Source organism: Opitutaceae bacterium TAV5 (genome assembly GCA_000242935.3).
Classification (GTDB): Bacteria; Verrucomicrobiota; Verrucomicrobiia; order Opitutales; family Opitutaceae; genus Geminisphaera.
This window is the reverse complement of sequence record CP007053.1, coordinates 4,812,885-4,833,558: the sequence shown is the minus strand read 5'-3', so window position 1 is coordinate 4,833,558 and position 20,674 is coordinate 4,812,885. Positions and strand designations below refer to the sequence as shown.

Annotated in this window: 17 protein-coding genes; 12 read left to right on the top strand and 5 right to left on the bottom strand. The window is 63.3% G+C overall.

The annotated features are described in order from the left end of the window. Positions 1-11 precede the first annotated feature (11 nt). Both OPIT5_20505 and OPIT5_20500 read left to right on the top strand, forming a co-directional pair. Positions 12-1,226, top strand: coding sequence for a DNA processing protein DprA (locus OPIT5_20505; GenBank protein ID AHF92274.1), 1,215 nt, complete (start codon positions 12-14; stop codon positions 1,224-1,226). Between the two features lie 95 nt (positions 1,227-1,321). Then, positions 1,322-2,059, top strand: a complete 738-nt coding sequence (locus OPIT5_20500) for a single-stranded DNA-binding protein (GenBank protein ID AHF92273.1) — start codon at positions 1,322-1,324, stop codon at positions 2,057-2,059. Between the two features lie 168 nt (positions 2,060-2,227). Here OPIT5_20500 and OPIT5_20495 read toward each other — a convergent pair whose 3' ends face one another. The 3 genes from OPIT5_20495 to OPIT5_20485 form a co-directional block, all read right to left on the bottom strand. Continuing rightward, positions 2,228-2,716 (bottom strand): 2-amino-4-hydroxy-6-hydroxymethyldihydropteridine pyrophosphokinase, encoded by a 489-nt coding sequence (locus OPIT5_20495; protein ID AHF92272.1) that lies wholly within the window; start codon positions 2,714-2,716, stop codon positions 2,228-2,230. Then, positions 2,679-3,074 (bottom strand): dienelactone hydrolase, encoded by a 396-nt coding sequence (locus tag OPIT5_20490; protein AHF92271.1) that lies wholly within the window; start codon positions 3,072-3,074, stop codon positions 2,679-2,681. Before OPIT5_20490 ends, OPIT5_20495 begins: the two co-directional genes overlap by 38 nt. 204 nt (positions 3,075-3,278) lie before the next feature. Beyond that, entirely contained in the window at positions 3,279-4,292 is a 1,014-nt protein-coding gene (locus OPIT5_20485) for an epimerase (GenBank protein ID AHF92270.1), read from the bottom strand. Positions 4,293-4,321: 29 nt separating this feature from the next. On the opposite strand from OPIT5_20485, the gene OPIT5_20480 reads away from it, so the two are divergent. After that, positions 4,322-4,867 carry a glutamine amidotransferase gene (locus tag OPIT5_20480; protein AHF92269.1) on the top strand — a complete coding sequence of 182 codons (546 nt, stop codon included), beginning with the start codon at positions 4,322-4,324 and terminating at the stop codon, positions 4,865-4,867. Positions 4,868-5,030: 163 nt separating this feature from the next. Here OPIT5_20480 and OPIT5_20475 read toward each other — a convergent pair whose 3' ends face one another. Both OPIT5_20475 and OPIT5_20470 read right to left on the bottom strand, forming a co-directional pair. Then, positions 5,031-6,470 carry a phospholipase gene (locus OPIT5_20475; protein ID AHF92268.1) on the bottom strand — a complete coding sequence of 480 codons (1,440 nt, stop codon included), beginning with the start codon at positions 6,468-6,470 and terminating at the stop codon, positions 5,031-5,033. Between the two features lie 213 nt (positions 6,471-6,683). Beyond that, the gene (locus tag OPIT5_20470) at positions 6,684-7,751 is read right to left on the bottom strand and encodes a LacI family transcriptional regulator (protein ID AHF92267.1); all 1,068 of its coding nucleotides are present in this window, start codon (positions 7,749-7,751) and stop codon (positions 6,684-6,686) included. Positions 7,752-7,864: 113 nt separating this feature from the next. On the opposite strand from OPIT5_20470, the gene OPIT5_20465 reads away from it, so the two are divergent. From OPIT5_20465 to OPIT5_20425, 9 genes are all read left to right on the top strand, one after another. After that, a complete protein-coding gene (locus OPIT5_20465; protein ID AHF92266.1) occupies positions 7,865-9,448 on the top strand; it encodes a glucose-inhibited division protein A in 1,584 nt (527 codons plus the stop codon). 184 nt (positions 9,449-9,632) lie between these two features. After that, entirely contained in the window at positions 9,633-11,192 is a 1,560-nt protein-coding gene (locus OPIT5_20460; protein AHF92265.1) for a sodium transporter, read from the top strand. A 176-nt stretch (positions 11,193-11,368) separates the two neighbouring features. Continuing rightward, the gene (locus OPIT5_20455; protein ID AHF92264.1) at positions 11,369-12,172 is read left to right on the top strand and encodes a hypothetical protein; all 804 of its coding nucleotides are present in this window, start codon (positions 11,369-11,371) and stop codon (positions 12,170-12,172) included. Positions 12,173-12,209: 37 nt separating this feature from the next. Then, the gene (locus OPIT5_20450) at positions 12,210-13,535 is read left to right on the top strand and encodes a hypothetical protein (protein ID AHF92263.1); all 1,326 of its coding nucleotides are present in this window, start codon (positions 12,210-12,212) and stop codon (positions 13,533-13,535) included. A 41-nt stretch (positions 13,536-13,576) separates the two neighbouring features. Beyond that, positions 13,577-14,233 carry a type II secretion protein gene (locus OPIT5_20445; protein ID AHF92262.1) on the top strand — a complete coding sequence of 219 codons (657 nt, stop codon included), beginning with the start codon at positions 13,577-13,579 and terminating at the stop codon, positions 14,231-14,233. 149 nt (positions 14,234-14,382) lie between these two features. After that, a complete protein-coding gene (locus OPIT5_20440) occupies positions 14,383-16,182 on the top strand; it encodes an alpha-1,2-mannosidase (GenBank protein AHF92261.1) in 1,800 nt (599 codons plus the stop codon). A 32-nt stretch (positions 16,183-16,214) separates the two neighbouring features. After that, positions 16,215-16,943, top strand: a complete 729-nt coding sequence (locus OPIT5_20435) for a lipolytic protein G-D-S-L family (protein AHF92260.1) — start codon at positions 16,215-16,217, stop codon at positions 16,941-16,943. Continuing rightward, a complete protein-coding gene (locus tag OPIT5_20430) occupies positions 16,940-19,354 on the top strand; it encodes an alpha-L-rhamnosidase (protein AHF92259.1) in 2,415 nt (804 codons plus the stop codon). Before OPIT5_20435 ends, OPIT5_20430 begins: the two co-directional genes overlap by 4 nt. Then, positions 19,354-20,514 (top strand): beta-lactamase, encoded by a 1,161-nt coding sequence (locus tag OPIT5_20425; protein AHF92258.1) that lies wholly within the window; start codon positions 19,354-19,356, stop codon positions 20,512-20,514. Before OPIT5_20430 ends, OPIT5_20425 begins: the two co-directional genes overlap by 1 nt. Positions 20,515-20,674 lie beyond the last annotated feature (160 nt).

The following is a 20,674-nucleotide window of genomic DNA, read 5'->3' as shown; positions in this document are numbered from 1 at the left end:
CCCTCCCTCCCGTGCCGGATTCCCTCACCGCAACGCAGGCGTACCTCATCCTCAACGCGCTGCCCGATATCGGCCCGATCACGACCAACCGCCTGCTCGAGGCCTTCGGCGGCGATCCGCGGGCCCTTTTCGAGGCCGGCCCGCGGGCGCTCGAACAGGTCAAGGGCGTCGGCGCCAGAATCAGCGGCAACATCGCCGGCTGGCGCGCGCTCTTCGACCTCGCCCGCGAGGAGGCCTGGATGGCCCGGTCCGGCGTGCGCTTCATCCCGCACGATGATCCGGGCTACCCCGCCCTGCTTCGCGAGATCCCGAGCCCGCCGATCGGCCTGTATCAGAAAGGCCGTTACGCCTTCGACCGCCCCGCCGTCGCCATCGTCGGCAGCCGGCGCACCACGCTCTACGGCCAGGCGGTCGCCAGAAAACTCGGCGGCGAACTCGCCCGGCTCGGCTTCTGCGTCGTCAGCGGCCTCGCGCGCGGCATCGATTCGGCGGCGCACGAAGGCGCGCTCCTCGCCGGCGGCGCGACGGTCGGCGTCCTCGGCACCGGCATCGACATCATCTATCCGCCCGAAAACCTCGACCTGTACCGCCGCATCGAAAACGAAGGCGGCGCCATCTGCTCGGAGTTCCCCTTCACGCGGCGCGCCGACCGGCAGTCGTTTGCCATGCGCAACCGCATCGTCGCCGGCATGTGCTCGGCCATTGTCGTGGTGGAAAGCGATGTCAGCGGCGGCTCGATGATCACGGCCCGGTTTGCCGGCGAACAGGGCCGCCTCGTCTTCGCCGTGCCCGGCCGCATCGACCAGGCCAGCAGCGCCGGCTGCCACCAGCTCATCCGCGACGGCGCCACCTTGCTGACCTCGGTGGACGACATCCTCGCGGAAATCAACTACCTCGACGGCCTCCGCCCGCAACCGATCCCCGAAAAACCGGCCGCCGCCCCCGATCCTCGCGGCGGCAACGGAGACGGAAACGAAGCCGGCCGCTCCGCGCCCGCTCCCGCCTCCGCGCCCGCGGCCTCGCCCTCCCCGTCCCTTTTCTCCGGCAACCTCACCGGCGACGAACAACGCATCCTCGCCTGTTTCGCCGGCGGCGCCATGCCGGGTGTGGATGCGCTGGTCGCGCAAACCGGTCTCGCCGCCCACCTGGTCTCCGCCGCGCTCATGATGCTGGAGCTGAAGCGGGTCATCGCAAGACGCGCCGACGGCACCTTCGAGGCGCGTTGACCCCCCCTCCCCCCCCCGGACCGATCCACCTTGTCGCCTTGCCCGTTTTTCCCGGGTTTGACGCCGCCACCGTCTTCTCTCCAGAAACAACCGCCATGCCTGCCACTTCTTCTCCTCTCGTCGAGGCCGCCGACCGGCTCCGCCGCCAGCTGCGCGGCGCCACGTTCTCCGCGCCGGTCTCCCACACGTATCTGCCGCTCGACTACGCCTGGGCTCCGCACACCGATTACCTCCGCCGCTACGGAGCCGGCCGCAAGCGCGTGCTCTTTCTCGGCATGAACCCCGGCCCCTTCGGCATGGCGCAGACCGGCGTGCCCTTTGGCGAAGTCGCCGCCGTGCGCGACTGGATGGGCGTCACCGGCGCCGTCGGCCACCCCGTGCCCGAACACCCGAAGCGCCCCGTCGAAGGCTTCGCCTGCCCGAAGTCCGAAGTGAGCGGACGCCGCCTCTGGGGCCTGTTTGCCGAAAAATCCGGCACGGCAAAGGCGTTCTTCCGCGACCATTTCGTGGCCAACTACTGCCCGCTCGTCTGGATGAGCGCGACCGGCGCCAACCTCACGCCCGACAAGCTTCCCGCCGCCGAAATCGCGCCGGTCGACGCCGCCTGCCTGGATCATCTCGTGCGCGTCATCGAAGCGCTGGAGCCCGAGTGGCTGATCGGCGTCGGCGGTTATGCCGAGGAAAAACTCGTCGCTGCCGCCGCTCGTCTGCCCGGGAAAACGTTCCGGACCGGCCGCGTCCTGCACCCCTCGCCGGCCTCGCCCGCGGCCAACCGCGGATGGTCGGCCGCCGCCACCAAACAACTCGTCGCCCTCGGCGTGTGGAAGGCATAGGCCGGACAGGAGCGGCGGCCTTCCTGCCGCTGCGACGAGGCGCCACGCGTCTCGCTCCCGTATGCAATACAGGGATCATGGTCCTGGCGGCACCGCATAGCGCGATGTTCTCTACAATCCGGATACCCGTCCGGCAAAGCAGCGGCAGGAATGCCGCCGCTCCCTCGCTCACCCTTCCCACACCCGCACGCCTTCGCTGCCAAGACGCGCGGCGTGTTCGCGCACGGTGCGACCTTCGATCACCCGGTCCGGCGCCAGCTCCGCCAGCAGCACCATGACAAAAGCCCGCTCCAGCATGCGCGGATGCGGCAACGTGAGCACCGGATCGTCGCTGCGCGGACAAGCCTCGTGCCAGAGCAGGTCGATATCGAGGGTGCGCGCGCTCCAGCGCTCCTGGCGCACACGTCCGCACGCATCCTCGATCTCCTGACAGCGGGCGAGCAACGCATGCGGCGCCAGGGACGTTTCCACGGCGGCCACGGCGTTCAGGTAGTCGCCCTGGCCGGTGGTGCCGACCGGCGTCGTCTCGTAGATGCGCGAGACGCGCCCGAGCCGGATACCCGACGACAGGGAGAGCAGCCGCAGCGCCTCCTCGAGCCAGCCGCGGCGGTCCCCGAGGTTACTGCCGAGGCTCAGATAGGCGGTCGAGGTCGGCACGGCTCAGGCGGGTTTCCAGGGCAATGGTATCGAAAATGGCGGCGACCGGCGCCGACGGTTTGCGCAGCACGATCCCGGCTTCGGTCAGCAACGGGAAATCCGCAAGGATCCTGACGAGGATGCGGCGGGCCAGCGCTTCGAGAAGCTTGTGCCGCTCGCCCTGCACGATGTCGCGGCAGCGGGCGACGACCTCGGCGTAGTTGACCGTCTGCGTGAGGTCATCGCCGGCCGCCGCGGCGGCGATGTCGAGGACAAGTTCGAGATCGAGCTCGAACCGCTGCCCGAGGGTGTGCTCTTCGGGTAGCACGCCGTGGTGCCCGTGGAAAACGAGATTCTTGATGTGGATGCGTCCGGTCATCGCTGGAGGAGAAACGTGCCCACGAAACACACGAAAGGGCACGAAAAAAAGACCGCTATGGAACCGCGGAGGATCGGAATCTTATACAAAGGTCGCAAAGAGCGCGAAGGAAAGAAATTCACAAGAATTTGATAAACAGGTTCTTTGCGTTCCTTGCGACCTTTGTGTAAAAATTCCGGAATATTGGCCCGGCACTTCTCCCGGCTAAGTGTCTTTCCGGTATTCTTTTCGTGTCCTTTCGTGTGTTTCACGGGCCTCTTCCGCAAAAATCGCCTCGTAGCCCTCGCGGAAGGTCGGGTGCGCCGGCTCCCAGCCAAGCGAGCGGCGCGCGAGGGCGTTCACGATGATACGATCGGGCGTGCGGCGACGGCGGCCCGGGGCGGGTTGCCCGCTGAAACGCGGTTCCGGCAACCCGAGCCGTTGCGCCAGCCAGGCGCAAAGCTCCGCGCGCGTCGGCGCGGCGTTGTCGGCGATATTAAAAACCGCGCCGCCCGCCTCCGCTCCGGCCGACGCCGCCAGCGTCTTCGCCGACGCCAGCGCCGCCGCCCGGATCGCGTCGCAAACGTCGTCGCGATAAATCAGGTTGAGGTGATCTTCCGCTCCTCCGGAAAGCTCCGCGCCGCTCGCCGCCGCCTCGCGCAACTGGCCCAGCAGGTGATGACGTTGCGGTCCGTAAATCCCCGCCAGCCGCAATACGCAGGCGCCGGCCGCTCCCGGCCAGCGCAATGCCTCGCGCTCGGTCTCCAGGAGCACCGCGCTCGCCACATCCGTCCCGGCGCCGGCCCCGGCAGCGGCGTCGTCGCCGGTGGCCGTCGGCATCGTCTCGTCCACGCGTGCGCCATCGCCCTGCGGGTAGACCGAGGTGCTGCCCGTGTAGACGAGCCGTCCCGCCTGCCCGGTCGCCCGCGCCCAGGCGAGAATCGAGCACATGCCGTCCAGATAGCTCCGCCGGTAGCCGGCAAGGCTGCCGCCGCCGCTCACGCAGTCCACCACCAGGTCGGCGTTGCCGCGCAGGCCGGCGGCCGTGTGCCAGGCGGTATCGGCGAGGTCGGCCACCACCACGGTCGCGCCGAGCGAACGCAGGCGCGCGGCGCGTTCCGGGTTGCGCGTCAGCGCCGTCACCCGGGCGCCCTCCGCGATGGCCTGCTCCGCCAGGTGTCCGCCGATGTAGCCGGCGCCGAAAATGACCAGGGTCGTGTTTGCAAACTTTGCTCGCATTGAAGCCATTCGGGTGTTTGTTTTCCAATATGTCCACGCCCACTGTCCTTGCAATTCTGCCGGAGGGTTTTGAGGAGCTGGAAGCAGTTGCCCCGATTGATGTTCTCCGCCGGGCCGGAGTCCAGGTCACCCTCGCGTCGCTCGAAGACAAACTCGATGTCACCGGTCGCAACAACCTCACGTTGCGCGCCGATTTTCCGCTCTCCCTCGTGGGGGATACGCTCTACAACCTGTTGCTCCTCCCGGGCGGCCCCGGCGTGAAACACCTGCGCGCCAGCACCCGGGTGAACGAGTGCGTCGCCCGCCATCACGAGCATAAAAAATGGATCGCCGCCATCTGCGCCGCCCCGACCGTGCTCGGCGATCCCGGCATCCTCAGCGGCCGGCGCTACACCGCGCATCCGAGCGTCGCCGGCGAGTTGCCCGCGATGATCCCGGGCGAGCGCGTGGTGGTCGACGGCCATATCATCACCTCCCGCGGCGCCGGCACGGCGCTCGATTTCGGGCTCAAGCTCGTCGAGCTGCTGCTCAACCCGCGCGCCTCTCTCGAAGTCGCCTGCGCCATCTGCGCGTAGTGCGGTCCGGAGCGGCGGCATTCCTGCCGCTGCGACGAGGCGCCACGCGCCTCGCCCCCGCATGCAATACAGGGATCATGGTCGGGGTGACATCGCATGGCGCGATGTTCTCCACAATCCGGATACCCGTCCGGCAAATGCAGCGGCAGGAATGCCGCCGCTCCTACAACAACGGGGCCAGCAGCCGGCTCAGATCCTCGACGAGGCCGCCGATGAAACGCCGGCCGCGAATTTCCGCGGGCGACATCTCCACGCACTCCCGCACCAGTTCACCCGCCCAGGTACGCAGCGCCTGGGCGTCGGCCTGGCTGTAGAGCATCACGCCGATCTCGAAATTCACGAACAGGCTGCGCATGTCGAGATTGGCCGATCCCACCAGCGCGAACCGGTCGTCCACGATGATCGCCTTGCTGTGCAGCATGCCCGGCTGATACGCGAGCACGCGCACCCCGGCCGCCATGAGCTGACGCAGGTACGGACGCCGCGCGAAATCGGTGATCCGGTGATTGGAGCGCGCAGGCAGGATGACCGTCACGTCGCGCCCCGCGCGTGCCTTCACTTCCAGCGAACGCAACAGCACTTCGTCCGGGATGAAATACGGCGTGATGATCCAGATGCTCCGCTTCGCCTCCTGCACCATCGAGACGATGCCGTCGTAAAGCGGATCGCCCGGCACGTCGGGGCCGCTCGCCACGACCTGGAGTTCGCTGTCGCCCTCGCGACGCACCGCCTTGTCGATGTCGAGTTCGTCGTGCAGGGGGCCGATCGGGCGGTTGCCCGCAAAGGCCCAGTCGGCAAAAAACACTTCGTTGAGCAGCACCGCGCCCGGGCCGGAAATCACCGCCCCCAGGTCCGCGAACCGCTTTGCCCATCGCTGCGGCCCCATGTAGTCGTTCGCCAGGTTGTGCCCGCCGACCAGGGCGGTGTGATAGTCAAAGATCCCGATCTTGCGGTGATTGCGGAGATTGGCCGAACCACGCGGCGAAAGCGGCACCATGGGCATGAACGTCACCACCTCGCCACCCGCCTTGCGGATCGGCTCCACAAACCGGCCGCTGGTGAACAGGCACCCGAGCGCGTCCAGCAACAAGCGCACCTTCACGCCCTCGGACGCGCGCCGGGCCAGCAGTTCGACGATCCGGCGGCCGGTGTCGTCGCGACCGAGGATAAACGTCATGATGTGGATCGAGTGCCGCGCCTCGCGGATCAGCCGTTCCAGCTCCGCGAAGGTTTCCACGCCGTCAACCAGCAGCGTGACGCGATTGCCCCCCACGGGGGCCACGGCGCCGTTGGCGCACATCGTGTGCGACGTCGGGTGATACATGACCTGTTCCGACGCCGGCACCGCCACCGGCAGGCGCGGCGAGATCGATACCTTGCTCGCCGCGAGTCGCGCCAGCTTGCGCCCGCCAAAGATCAGATAGAGCGGCACGACCACGTACGGGATGAGCACCATGCCGAGCAGCCATGCGAGCGTGTTGGCCGGCTGTTTCTTTTCGCGCAACAGCCGCGCGATGGCGAAAAGCGCCAGCAACACACCCGCCACCGTGAGAAAGTGGGATACGAGGCTCTTGCCGACGACTTCCGTAACCGGTTCCTGCATGGTGGCGAGGAGAAGGAAGCCGCTCGCCGACTGCAACCCGGGAGATGCAGGTTCTTCGACGTTCTCAACGGAGCGGCGGCATTCCTGCCGCTGCAGACGACGCGGAGCGTCGCCGGTCAGGACGGCGAGACATCGGGCGAGGCGCTGACGCACCTCGTCGCAGCGGCAGGTACCGAGGCCAAAGGCCGACAGCCCGCCATGCCGCCGCTCCGGTCAGGCGGCCGCGCGGCGAGTCCTGACCTTGCGGGCCGTTTTGCCTGCGACCCAGATGCCCTCGAGCAACAGGCTGAGCGGGCGGGGCGGCACCCCCTGTTCGTTGCGATGGATCATGCCGACAACCGTCTCGACCGCATGCGCGCCGATGGCGGGCACATCCTCGTCGATCCCGGAAATCGTCGCGTCCTGCCATGGCACGGCGGCCACGGCCAGCCCGATATCGCGCGGGACACGCAACCCGAGTTCGCCCAGCCAGTCGCGCACCCGGTAAACGGTGGACGCAGCCACAATGATCGCATCGGGCCGGACCTCCCGGAACCACTCCAGAAATATCGCCTGTTCAAATTTCGGGGCGAGCAGCGTGGGCAGCGGGTGATCTGCCGCGTCTCCCGTGCCCGGGAGAGCCTGCCGGGCGATCCAGAAACCGCCGAGGTAGTTGTGATCCACACGCTCGTCGTTGGCCGATGGCATGGCAAAACCGATACGCCGGTAACCGAGCCCGTGCAACCGCTCCACGACCTGCTTCATGTTGCGAAACTGGTGGTTCATGACGACATGGAGCTTGGGGTCGGCCAGCGAGTAGCCGAGAGCCACTGCGGAAAAATGGTTCCATTCGAGATCGATGCGCCCGTGCGCCTCCGGCAGCGGCGCGATGACGAGACCGCGCACGCCGCGCGCGAGCAGGATCTGCGTGGCGCGCTTCGCCGAGAGGCCAGGTTCGCTGGCCCAGAATTCCTCGATGCGGTAGCCGAGCTGGTCGGCACGCGCGCAGGCTCCCTGATAATAGCCCTTGGTCTGGATCATCTCGCGCCAGGCATCGCGGCTCGCGAAGCCCGTCACCCACGCCAGCGTCCCCTGGAAGCGGGCGGGCGCTTGCCGGATGCGCCAGGCATTGAGTGCGGCCAGCGCAGGATCAGGGCGGTAGTGATGCTCCCCGGCGAGTTTTTCAATGCGCGTCCGCGTCTCCGCCGGGATCGAGGGATGGCCCCGCAGGGCGAGTGAAACCGTCATCGGGGAAACGCCGGCGAGCCGAGCGAGGTCACGTTGGGAAACTTGCCCTTTCATGAAGCCCGAGTCAGCGCGGACTCGCCCGCGATGGCAATGCCGGGCCGGCGCAACTTTACAGATAAAGCAAGAACGCCGTTTCTCCGGCCGGCAGGCCGGCGCAGGCTCGGGATATGGTCAAACCCGCCGTCCCGTCCTCCCCCCCTTCCCTGCCCCGCGCCGGCGCGCGATCCGCGGCGGGTTCGACAGGTCCGGCAGGATCGGCAGAAAAAAACCGGCGCTTCGACGTGATCGTCTGCGGCGGCGGCCCGTCCGGTGTGGCCGCGGCGCTGGCGGCGGCCCGGCGCGGCTGCCGCACGTTGCTGGTGGAGCGTTACGGATTTTGCGGCGGCATGGCGACGGCAGCGCTGGTCAATCCGTTTTCCGGCCACGCATTTCACGACCAGCTCGCTCCGGTCGGGAAACGCGCGTCGTTGATCGGCGGTATTTTCAAGGAGGTCGCACTGGCCCTGCATGCGGGCGGCGGTTTCGGCTCGGTGCTGATGGACGCCGCGTTCGACGAGGAGCTCCTGAAACGCATCTACGACGCCGCGCTCGTCGAGGCCGGCGTCACGGTGCGGTATCACACGTATCTGACCGGCGTCCGGACGAAGACGACTGCGGGCAAACGTATCACTGGAATAGATACGATATCGAAGGGCGGCCCGGAGGCTTTCTCGGCGGAGGTGTTTGTCGATTGCTCCGGCGATGGCGACCTCGCGGCCATGGCCGGATGCCCGTTCAGCGTGGGACGCCCCGCCGACGGGCTCACCCAGGCCATGACGGTCAGTTTTCGCATGGCCAATGTGGACAAGCGGGCGATGGCCGCCGCCGGCGGCATGCGGCCGGCGCGGGCGCTGGTGGAGCCGTACTTCCAGCAGGCGCTGGCGGCGGGCGAACTGCATTACCCGCACCGGAATTTTGTCCACTTTTACGATTACCCGCGTCCGGGTGTGCTGCATTTCAACATGACGCGGATCAACCGCGTTTCGGGCCTCTCGGCGGAGGATCTCACGCATGCGGAAATCGAGGGGCGGCGTCAGGCCTTTGTGTTGGGCGAATGGCTGATGCGCAACGTGCCGTGGTTTCGCGACGCCTTTGTGGACAAGGTGGCGTGTCAGGTCGGCGTGCGCGAAACGCGCCACATCGACGGCCTCTACACGATGACGATGGACGACATCGTGGAGGCGCGAAAATTCCCCGACGGCATCACGCGGTCCCGGTATTTCATTGATATCCACAACCCGACCGGCGCGCTCGACCCGCACCAGCGGCCCAACGGCAAAGGAGAGGTGCGCTCGGGATTCGGCCCGCCGCCGGGCGATTTTTACGAAGTGCCCTACCGGTGTCTGGTCAATGCGCATTGCCCCAATCTGCTCGTGGCCTGCCGCGCGCTCTCGGCCTCGCACGAGGCGTCGGCCGCCGTGCGCGTGATGGCCACCATGCACGGCGTGGGCGAGGCGGCAGGCATTGCCGCGACGGAGGCCGTGCGCCGTGCCTGCGGCGTCACGGAAATCCCCGGCGAATGGGTGCGCTCGCAGATCGCCTACATGAGCGAACCGCCCGATTATGGCACCCCGTGGAATGTGGAGAAAAATTTTGAACAGAAGGAAACGAAGGCAACGGAAATGAAAAACGAAGAAACCCCCATGCCCCATCCGGCTTTCTGTATGACTGACATGGAAAATCGTCTTCGGATGCAACCGGTCTCCCGATGAGCCCACGAAAGACGTTCTTTTACACAAAGCTCGCAAAGAGCGCGAAGGACCCGATAACCGGAAAACCTCTTCCCGCTGCTTCTTCGCGCCCTTTGCGTGCTTTGTGTAAAACCCGTCCGTGTGATCTGTAAAAATCCGTGGTTCCTGTTCAGTGGTTTGTCTTTTGTTCGGAAATCTGATTCCCGTGAAACTCCACCCCGTCGACATCGTTGTCATCATCGTCTACTTCGCACTGACCGTGGCGCTCGCCTTGCGGATTTCGCGGCGCAACAAAAATGCCGACCGCTACTTTCTCGGCGGGCGCGACTTTCCCGGCTGGGCCATCGGCATCAGTTTTGTCGGAGCGATGATCAGTTCGGTAACATTTATCGCACTACCCGCCGACAGCTTCAAGACCGCTTGGGTGCGCTATGTGCCCTATCTGGGATTTCCGCTGCTGATCCTGATATCGGTGTATGTGTTCATCCCGTTTTTCCGGCGCGGCACCATCACCTCGGCCTATCAGTATCTTTCGCTGCGCTTCGGTCCTTCGATTTCGGCCTACGGAGCGTGCGTGTTCCTCGTCGCGCAGATCATCCGCACCGCGAGCGTCGTTTACCTGATGGCCGTGCTCATGGCGGCACTGACCGGACTGAGCGTGGAAGGGAGCATCCTGATCGCCGGCGGCATCACCGCGCTCTACACCGTCAAGGGCGGCTTCGAGGCGGTGATCTGGACGGATGTCATCCAGACCTTCGTACTTGTCCTTGGCGCGGTCGTCATCATCGCAGTCATCATCTGGAATGTCCCCGGAGGGTTTTGGGAAATCCTGCGCGAGGCGATGGCCGCGGACAAATTTTCCATCAAGGACCTGAACCCGGCCACCGGAGCGCTCGAACCGATCGCCACCGGTTTTTCGTTCACCGAAAAGACGGTCACGATGCTGATTCTTGTCGGGCTGACCCAATACATCGCGGGCAAGCTGAATCAGGAAAGCGTGCAACGCTGGTGCTCGTCGCGCTCTTCCCGCGAGGCCACGAAGTCGATGGTGGTGCTCGGCGCCTGCTCGCTGCCGGTGTGGGCGGCTTTCATGTTCATGGGCACGGCGCTCTGGGTGTATTACCAGCACTTTCCCGACGAGACCTCGCTGGGCATCCTCGGAAGCACGCTCAAGGCCGAGGGCATCCTGCCGCACTTCATCATCACGGTGCTGCCCCCGGGGCTTTCGGGTGTGGTGATCTCCGCCGCGCTCGCCGCCGCCATGTCCACGCTCAGCAGCGCCATCAACTCCGGCAGCATGGTGCTGGTGCATGATCTCTACAAAAAATACCTGGTGAAAACGCGCGACGACCGGCACTACCTGCGCGCCGGGCGGCTGGCCTCGCTGCTGGTCTCCGCGCTGATGGTCGGCGGGGCGTTTGTGTTTCATCTTTCGAATACAAAAACGCTCAATGATTTCACGATCATCATCACCGCGATTCTCGGCGGCGGCATCGCGGGCATGTTTTTGTTCGGGATGCTGTGCCGCCGCGGTGACGCCCGCGCCGTGCTCGCAGGCATCGCGGCCACGGTGGCGTTCACGATCTACGCGCTGCTCATGCAGTATGGCGCGCTGCCCCGTGTATTCGATCCCTACTACACCTCGATCATCGGCAACGTCATCATGGTGGTCGTCTGCTACGCCGCCTCCCTGGTCTTCAGGACCCGCCCGCGTGACCTGACGAATCTCACCATCTGGGACCGGACGCCGGGATCGGTCCGGTAATCCCTCCTTCTTCCTTCATCACCTCTTACCACGATCAACTCACTTTACAGATATAGTAACAGAAGAGTTCTGACCCTCCCGCCCATTCCCCGATACTTTGGCCCGGAACCCGTAAAATCGCCCGCCACCCTGTCCCTGCCCCCCTTGCCAACTCTGAACCCACAACCCGTCAATCAATGAACAAGTATATGAAATCAAAACTCCTGCTCGTCTCCGCCCTCACCCTTTTCGGGGGCACCTCCGTGGCCAGCGCCCAGACAACCATTGCCAAATGGGATTTTTCCAACGCCACCGCCAGTGATACCTCGAACATCGCTGCCTCCTCCTCCACGCTCCCCGGCCTCACCGTCAGCCCCCTGACCGAAAACGGCGGCACCAACACCATCGGTGTCGTCACCCAACCCGTCAGCCATACGCAACCCTACGCGGGGAGCGACACCTACACCGGACGGCTTTATGAAATCGGCATGAACACCACCGGCTCTGGTGCCGTTTCGGAAAACAGCTACTCGCTAAACTTCAGCGTGAGCATGGCCGCCGGTTACCAACTGTCGCTCTCCTCCTTCGTCTTCGATCTCGGTTACGACACCAGCAATTCGGGGACGGTGCACCTCCAGTATTTTCCCCAAGCCCGCCTTTACGTCTCCACCGACAACGCAACCTGGCAGGCCGTGGGTGACTCCCAAAGTCTCGCCGCAGGCCTGTCCTCCGATTTCAGCGGACGCGGCTATTACCTGAAAACCGGCCTCACCGTCACGCTGTCCTCCCAATCGTTCGCCTCGCTGGAAGCCGGCGACACGCTCTACTTCCGGCTCGCCCTTGCTGAAGGCCAGAACTCCAGCTCCGATACACGACGGATCATGCTCGATAACATCACCCTGAATGGCACGCTGACCTCCATCCCGGAGCCATCCGCTGTTGCTGTCATCCTCGGTTGCGGTGCCCTCCTCGGGACAACGCTGCTCCGGCGTCGCAAGTGATTTTTCCGACCACATAATCCGTTAATCCCTCAGCACCATGAAATCCCCGCGCGCCCTTTTTGCCATGTCACTGCTCGCCATCACAAGCCTCGCAAACAAATGCGAGGCCGCTGCGGATGCACCGGCTCCCACGGCCGCAACCGCTCCGGTGTCCGCGCAGCCGGCAAACCTGGCGGGCGCCGCGCGGTTTTATGGCCTCTCGCCCCTTTCGCCGCCTTTTTTGCAACGCGATCCCGGCCCTCAGTACTGGTCGCAGGCGCGCAAGTGGCAGGGGGTCCCGGGAATCGAACGCAGTCCCGACGGACGCCTCTGGGCGACCTGGTATGCCGGACCGCTCATGGAAGGGGCGGACGGCAACTATTCCGTACTCGTGACCAGTGACGACGACGGGAAAACATGGACCGAGCCTGTCGCCGTTTTTCATCCGATCGGTTTTTTTGAGAGCAAGTCGCTGGACCCCCTCCTGTGGACCGATCCGGATGGCAATCTCTGGTGGATACACAACCGCTGGATGCAAGTCGAAGGCTACAACGAGTTGCGCACCGTGTGGGCATTCAAGGCGGCCGATCCCGAAAACGCCTTCACCCGCTGGGAACGCCCGCAGTTCATCACCTATGGAGTTTGTATCAACAAACCCACCGTGCTCTCCGACGGCACCTGGTTCCGTCCCGTGGTTCTCGGTCCCGAACAGTCGAGCCGGCTTCATTCCTGGATTTCTCGCGACAGGGGAAAAACCTGGGAATTCCTTTCCAAATATGAACCCTCCGCGCCTCCCGAAGTCGCCAGGACCTGGTGTGAACCCATGGTGATCGAACGTCGCGACGGCAGCCTCTGGATGCTCTTCCGCTCGAAGGATGGTATCATGCAAATCGAATCCCGCGACAAGGGCCGCACCTGGGAAAACGAGAGCTATTTCACCAAAGAACGCGGCATCAACACCCGCTTCTTCATCACCCGTCTGCAATCCGGCCGCCTGCTGTTCGTCGTCAACGACCACCCCAAGGCTCGCGCCAATCTCACCGCCATGTTGTCGGAAGATGACGGCAAGACATGGCCGCACAAACTCGTGCTCGATGAGCGCAACCCCGTCAGCTACCCGGACGGCATGCAAGCGCCGGATGGCAGTATTTACGTGATCTACGATCGCGGACGTTATCACAAAGGGCAGCAAGAAATCCTCTTCGCAAAATTTACCGAGAACGACGTGCTCGCCGGCCGTGTGGAAAACCCCGGCAGCAAACTCAAACAGGTCATCAACCGTCTCGCCGACACCGGAGGCGGCGTGAAAAAAAGCAGCGAAGCCAGCCAGCTCGTCAAGGAGAACCAGGAACGCAAGGCAGCCGCCAAGGCCGCGTCGAGATAGCGCCATTGTCAGGCTTTCACCCCCCAAATAAAGGAACCGTCATGCATCACAAAATCAGTAACCGCATCGCCGGATTCACCCTTGTCGAGCTGTTGACCGTGATCGCCATCATCGGCATTCTCGCCGCCATCATCATCCCTGTCGCCGGAAAAGTGCGTGATTCCGCCCGAAACGCCCAATGCCTCAGCAACCTCCGGCAGACCGGAGTGGCCGCCCGACTTTACATTGAAGACAACAAAGGCATGTCGCCACCGACGAGCAGCGTCTATTCCGACAAGCTTTGGCCCTACGCTTATTCCATCCCCCTCAGGAGTCGCACCTCACCCCAGGATGAGCTGCCCGATAATCTGGCCGGCACGATCTTCGAATGCCCCAAGGCCGGGAGTGACACCGTCACTCCCAGACGCAGTTACGGGATGAACGGCAAGCTGGGCCAGCCGCTTGTCAAAATCGACGAGGTGGATGGAAAGCCGATAAACGCCATTCGGATGGCAAATGTCACGATTCCCTCACAAGCTCCATTTTTCGGTGACTCGAAAGGTAGCAGCGCCTTTTACGGCAAGTTCGCCAATCCGCGCCATAACGGCAAAGCCAATATCTGCTTTGCCGATGGCCATGCCGCCTCCGTCATCTTGACGGAAGAAATGCTCACCAATGACAACCACAGTTTCTGGAAAGGGGAGATTCCCAAACCCTGAGCAACTTCGAAACAGCTTTCAGTATTTACAGGATCATCCCCTTATCCGTATCCGCTGTGCCATACGAATGTCATTATTTTACAACTACTTTCCGGCGGAGAGTGTCGGTGTTCATCTTTTCAGGTGTGCTTCACCTGGTTCTTCTCACCATGGGGACTAACGTAATGGCTGCCGAAGCCGCCGGACAGGTGTTCGATGTGGCAGATTTCGGAGCAGTTGCGGACGGACGGACGGATTGCGGACCAGCCTTTCGGCGCGCCATTGCCGCGGCTGTGGCCGCGGGTCCCGGTTCGGTTGTCAAGGTCAGTGCCGGCACCTGGCGCCTGCTGCCGGACGGGGAGGAAATGTCCTGCGTTCCTGTTTCCCGTGCGCGGCAACTGACAATTCGCGGCGAACCAGGCAAAACGGAGTTGGTGATCGGTGCTCCGCACACCGGTGTCTTCACCCTGGACCAGTGTGACGAAACCACGATCAGCGGGTTCATCATCGATTACGACCCGCTTCCCTTCACCCAGGGTCAAATCGTTGCAGTCGACTACAAAGCAGGTACTTTCGATCTGAAAATCGACCACGGTTTTCCGCAGCTTGCCGAACCGATGTTCACCCGGCTCACCCGGAGCTGGGGCATGATCATGGACAGCCAGACACGCCGACTCAAATCCGGAGCGCCCGACTTCGTTTATGTGGACCTCGCCTTCACCACCGAAACCGGGAACAAAGGCGTCTGGCGTCTCAGGCCCGAAACCAAAGACATGCCCAAACTCCGCTTCATGGCGACCGGCGACCGATTCGTGCAACTGGCACGTGGAGGCCGCGCCGCCTTTTTTCTGACCGCCAACCGCAATTGCCGGGTGGAAGACATCATCGTTTACAGCAGCCCCGCCAGTTCCGTGACCTCCGTCGGCAACGACGCCCTCACCGTCCGCGGCCTCCAGGTGCGCATCCGCCCCGGTACTGACCGCCTCATTTCAACCGACGCCGACGGCGTGCATTGCCAGCAAAATATCAAAGGCCCGCTCATCGAAAACGGCGAGTTCGAAGGCATGGCCGACGACGCGATCAACATCTACGCCCCCGCCGTTGTCGTTCGCGAGGTCAGCTCGCCGACCCGGATTCGGGTCAGTGGATACGCAGGCTCCATCAAAGCCGGCGACAAGCTCCAGATCATCGAACCCGGAAGCGGCACCGTGAAAGGCGAGGCGCTGGTGTCGCAAATCCAGCCCGCGCCGGGCGCGAAGGGGACACTCTGGACACTCGATTTCGCCACGCCCGTGCCGGAGCTCCGGGCCGGGGAAAATTCCAGGACCGCCGACACCCTCTATAACCTGAGCCGGTGCGGAGCCGGGTATGTCATTCGCAACAACCGGTTTCTTCATTTTCGCGGACGAGCCGTGCTGTTGCGGGCGGGTGACGGTATTGTGGAAAACAATACATTTGTCGCGCCCTCGGCCAACAGCATCGTCATGGCCAACGAACCCGACTGGCCGGAGGGCCCCATGCCGTGGCAGATAACGATCCGCCGCAATACCTTTCAGGGAGGGGGGGATATCCCCGTTAACATCATAAGCTACCGCCTCGGCCACCAACCGGCTGAAGGGCGTTCATTGCGCGGCGTCACCATCGAGAACAACCGCTTTTTCAATCCTGCGGGCACAGCGATCCGCCTCCAGTCAACCGGCGACATTGCTATTCGCGACAACCGGATCGAGCTGCAACCAGGCTCCCCCCGTCCCCGTCGCACCGATCCTCTCGTATCGGTGAACAACAGCGAAAACGTGGTCATTGAGAATCTGACGGTCGATGATCCGGATCGAAAGAGCGACGCCGCCGTCCACATCGACGCGCTGACGGCAAAAGGTGAAGCCGGCGTGCGAATCGACAACCTGCGCGCATCACCCGCAAGCGCCGGACATCCGCCGGTCTCCGATATGCGCAAGGATTCCCGCTGATTCATCCCTCTCGCCCCGCCTCCACATCTATTATGAAAACCAAATCGCTGTTATTCTCCTTCGCGGTTTTGCTCCCGATGTTCGCAAGCGGGCTGTTTGGCGCGCCGCCGGTGAAATCGCCCATGCTCGTGCAACTCGAATCGCAAGTCGTGGAGGTTCCCGGCCTCCCCCGCGTCCTGATTTTGGGCGACTCGATTTCGATCGGCTACACGCAGCGCGCGCGGAAACGTCTGGACGGCATCGCCGTTGTGCGTCGCCCGCCGGTCAACTGCGGCTCCACCATGACGGGTCTGGAGAACATTGACCAGTGGCTGGACGGGAAACGCTGGGACGTCATCCACTTCAACTGGGGCCTGCATGACCTCCGCTACCGGAATCCCCGCAAGCAAAGCACCATCGACGGCCTCCGCCAAAATGTGCCACCTGCCGAATACGAAAAAAACCTTCGCGAGCTGGTCGTGAAAATCAAGGCGGCTTCGGACGTGCAAATTTTTGCCACGACCACGCCCATCCCGGAAAAACAGAAACAAACCGAGATACGGATTCAGACGGATGTGGACAGCTACAACGAAATCGCCCTGCGCGTGATGCGGGAGGCGGGCGTTCTGGTCAACGACCTGAACGCGGTGGCCAAGGGACGCGAGGCGGAGTTGATGCCGCCCAATGACATTCACTTTTCGCCGGCAGGCTATGAGGTGCTGGCGGATGCCGTGGCGTCCACGATCAAAAAAGTGATTCAAGCCAAGGTCGCGCCCAAATGAACCCTCTCTACGAACGCAAGCGTCCGTCGTGTCTCGATACGAAATGGGAGCTTGGCGCAGGGCTGATCTGGATGAGCGGCGAGACACTCTTTTTTGAGAACCCGAAGAATCGCACCATGCGGTTTCGGAAAACGTTTCACCTCGGATTCGCTCCCGTTTCCTCGGAACTGCGCGTTTTTGCCGATACGCATTACCAGCTTTCGATCAATGGCCGGCGCTTCGGGCGTGGGCCGGGACGCAGCGACCCGACCTGGACTTATTATGATCGCTACGACGCCGTCCCGCTTCTCCAGGAGGGAGACAACACCATTGCCGTGCTCGTCCTCTTCCAGGGATTCGGGACGGGAGCGCGCATCAGCATCATGCAAGGCTTGCTGTTCCAGCTCGTGATTCGCGGCGCCAATGGCGAAACCTGCGTCGTTGTCAGCGATCCGGCCTGGAAGGCGTTGCCCGCCGCCGGGTTCGTCCGCCTCACGCCGCGTCTGCATGGTCCGCTCGGTTGTATCGAAGTTCAGGATACTCGCCTGTCGCTCCCTGAATGGGTTTTGCCCGATTTCGACGATTCCGGCTGGTCGGCGACTGGCTACATCAAATCCGATCTCGCCGTGACCCCGTGGTATCATTTTGTCGAGAATCCGCTTCCACGGCGCGAGGAGCGGGATGTCGATGCCTGCCCGCGCGTGCGTCACGCGTTTGCCGATTTTTCAACCCCGGCCATTGAAGCACTCGGCGAACCGCGCCCATTCCCTCTCGCCGACACCGCGAACCCGGAGGCCTCGTTCCCCATAAAAATCCCCCCGGCGATCACGCCGGCCACGGCACGCATCGTCACGATCGGCTTCGATCGTATCGAGGCCGGATTTTTCCGGCTCGAAATCGAGGGAACGGCGGGAGCCGTGATCGATGCGTTGTTTTCCGATTCCATCGCCCCCGGCGACATCATTCCCAAGCCCGAACAAGCGCGCATCCTCACGAGTCGCTGGATACTGCGCGGCGGACGGCAAACCCTGGAAGTGGCATTCAACTGGCTCGCCTTCCGGCACGTGCAACTCTGGATCTGGTCCGCTGCGCCTGTCACGCTGCACCGTGCCTGGGTGCGCACGCTTTACTATCCGCTACCGCAAGTCGAGGGTTTCACGTGCGACGATCCGTTGCTCACCCGTCTCGATGCGATTTGTGCCCACAGCATCCGGCTCTGCTGCCAGGACGGCATTATCGACAGCCCATCCCGCGAACAACAGCAATGGATCGGCGATGCGCGCAAGACCGCCGTCTTCAATCATCACCGCTGGGGCGATGCGAAACTGCACCGCAATCTCATCGAACAGATCGGCCAGGGGATGGACTGGGCGGGATCAATGGTGCCGCGCTACCCCTCGGGTAACCGCAACGTCAGCCCCATCCCCTCTTTCTCGCTCGACTGGATTTGTGCCTTCGAAGATCTGTATCAGTTTTCCGGTGACGACAGTTTATTGACCGATTGGTGGCCCAACATCCTGCGGGCGATACGCTGGTTTTCCGCTTTCGAGCGCGCCGCGGATGGCCTGCTCGACCAGGTGCCGCACTGGCTCTATATCGACCTGGGCGAGGGGCTCGGTGGCCGCGGCCTTGGCACGGGAAAAATCCTCACCACGCTCAACCTGCAATATCTCGCCGCCCTGCGCGCGGTCGCCGGATACGCGAAACGTCTCGGTGATGCCGGAGCCCTCGCGTGGTTCGATGGCAAGGCCGCGCAACTGGCGCAGTCCATCCGCGAGCATCTTTGGGCGGCCCGCGGCTACGCGGACGCGCGCTCGGACGAACGGTTCACGTCCGGATTCTCCGAGGTGACGGCGGCGCATGCCTTGTTGCACCTCGAGGCGCCGGGAAGCGAACGTGCCGGGACAATCCTCGCGGAGGTTTTCGGTGATAACTCGACGGCGGTTCCTTCCAGCCCATTCTCCATGCATGTAGTATTACAATCGTTACGCCTGCATTCACAGGAGCAGCGCGCGCTCGACATCATCCGCCGGCGCTATGCTCCGATGCTTGAAGCCGGTGCGACCGCGACATGGGAACATTGGACGGTAGCGTGGAAAAACCCGGAGACCGGCTATCCGCAATGCGCCTCCTCATGCCACGCCTGGGGGGCGGCCCCGCTGGCGTTTTTTACCAGCGCCATCCTCGGCATCCGTCCGCTCGCCCCCGGCTGGCAACACGTGGAGGTGCGTCCGTTCTGTGGAGACCTTGCTCATGCATCCGGTGCCTGCCTGCTCCCGCAAGGCTTGTTGCAAGTGCGTTGGAAAAACGAAGCAGGACAATTCACGCTTCATGTCGTCACGCCCGAATCTGCGCACCCCCTACAAGGCGATATCGTGATGCCGGATGGCCAACGCCACCCTCTGCAGACAGGAACATTTTCCTGCCTATAATGAACACAAGCGTCAGCCATCCGTCTCCGCCGGCGGCATCCGATATTCCTGCAATATCTGCTGATGATGTCACCACCACATCGGCTACCAGCCGGGCAATTACTCATACCCTGAGCGACTGGGTACACAAAGGCACGGTAGCGGGCATCGTCTGGCTCGTAGCCGACGCCGACAGCGTGCTCGACTGCGAAGGCATCGGTTGCGCGAATATCGCCAGCGGCCGTCCGATGAAGCCGGATACATTTTTCTGGATCGCCTCCATCACCAAGCCGATGACGACCATGGCGTTCATGATGCTTGTCGAGGAAGGCAAAATCGGTCTCGATGATCCGGTATGGAAATACCTGCCGGAGTTTGCCCGCCTGAAGCTAAAAACGGCATCTGGCGTAATCAAACCGCCCACACATCCGATCACGATTCGCGAGATACTGAGCCACACGTCCGGGCTTCCGTATGCCACACCCGCCGAAACTCCCGCTCTCGACCGATATCCATTGGCCCAAGCCGTGCGCAGCTACGCGCATGAACAACTGCTTTTTGAACCCGGCTCCGACTTTCTCTATTCCAACGAAGGCATCAACATCGCCGGGCGCCTCATCGAGCTGCTGAGCGGCCGGAGCTACGAGGACTTCATGCAACAACGGCTTTTCTCGCCGCTCGGCATGAACGACACAACATTCTGGCCCGATGCGAGCCAACTCGCCCGCCTCGCCTCGATCTATGGGATCGGTCCGGACAAAACTGCCCTTGAGGAGCAAACCATTGCCCAACTCAGCCACCCGCTCAACGACCGCGCCCGTCGTTATCCGGTGCCCGCCGGAGGTCTGTTTTCCAGCGCCACCGATATAGCGAAGTTTGGACGCATGTTACTTCGCGGAGGCGAACTCGACGGACACCGCTACCTGCGCAGCGAAACCGTAACGCTCATGGCGAGCCGCCAAATTCCCGCCCATGTTGACAATGGCTATGGACTTGGAACGAAGCTCTTTTCCGATAGCAACGTTTTCGGGCACAATGGAGCCACCGGCGCGAATCTCTCCATAGATGCGAAAAATGGCATTGTGACTGTTCACCTGATGCACCGGAATGGATGGGAAACTGCCGACAGTGACCAGGTGCGCCTGGCGTTCCAGGCTTCCGCTACCGGATACAGAGGGTGACAAACAGAAATGGGCGGGAGTTTACCGAACCTGAATCTGATTCCCTCTGAAGACCAAAACCCTGTTTTTTCTCCCCCTCGCTCCCCACCCCCCTGCGCATTTCCTGGCAACTTCCATCCGCCCCCCTCCCGCAGCCTTGCGCTCGCCGCCTCGCTCCCGG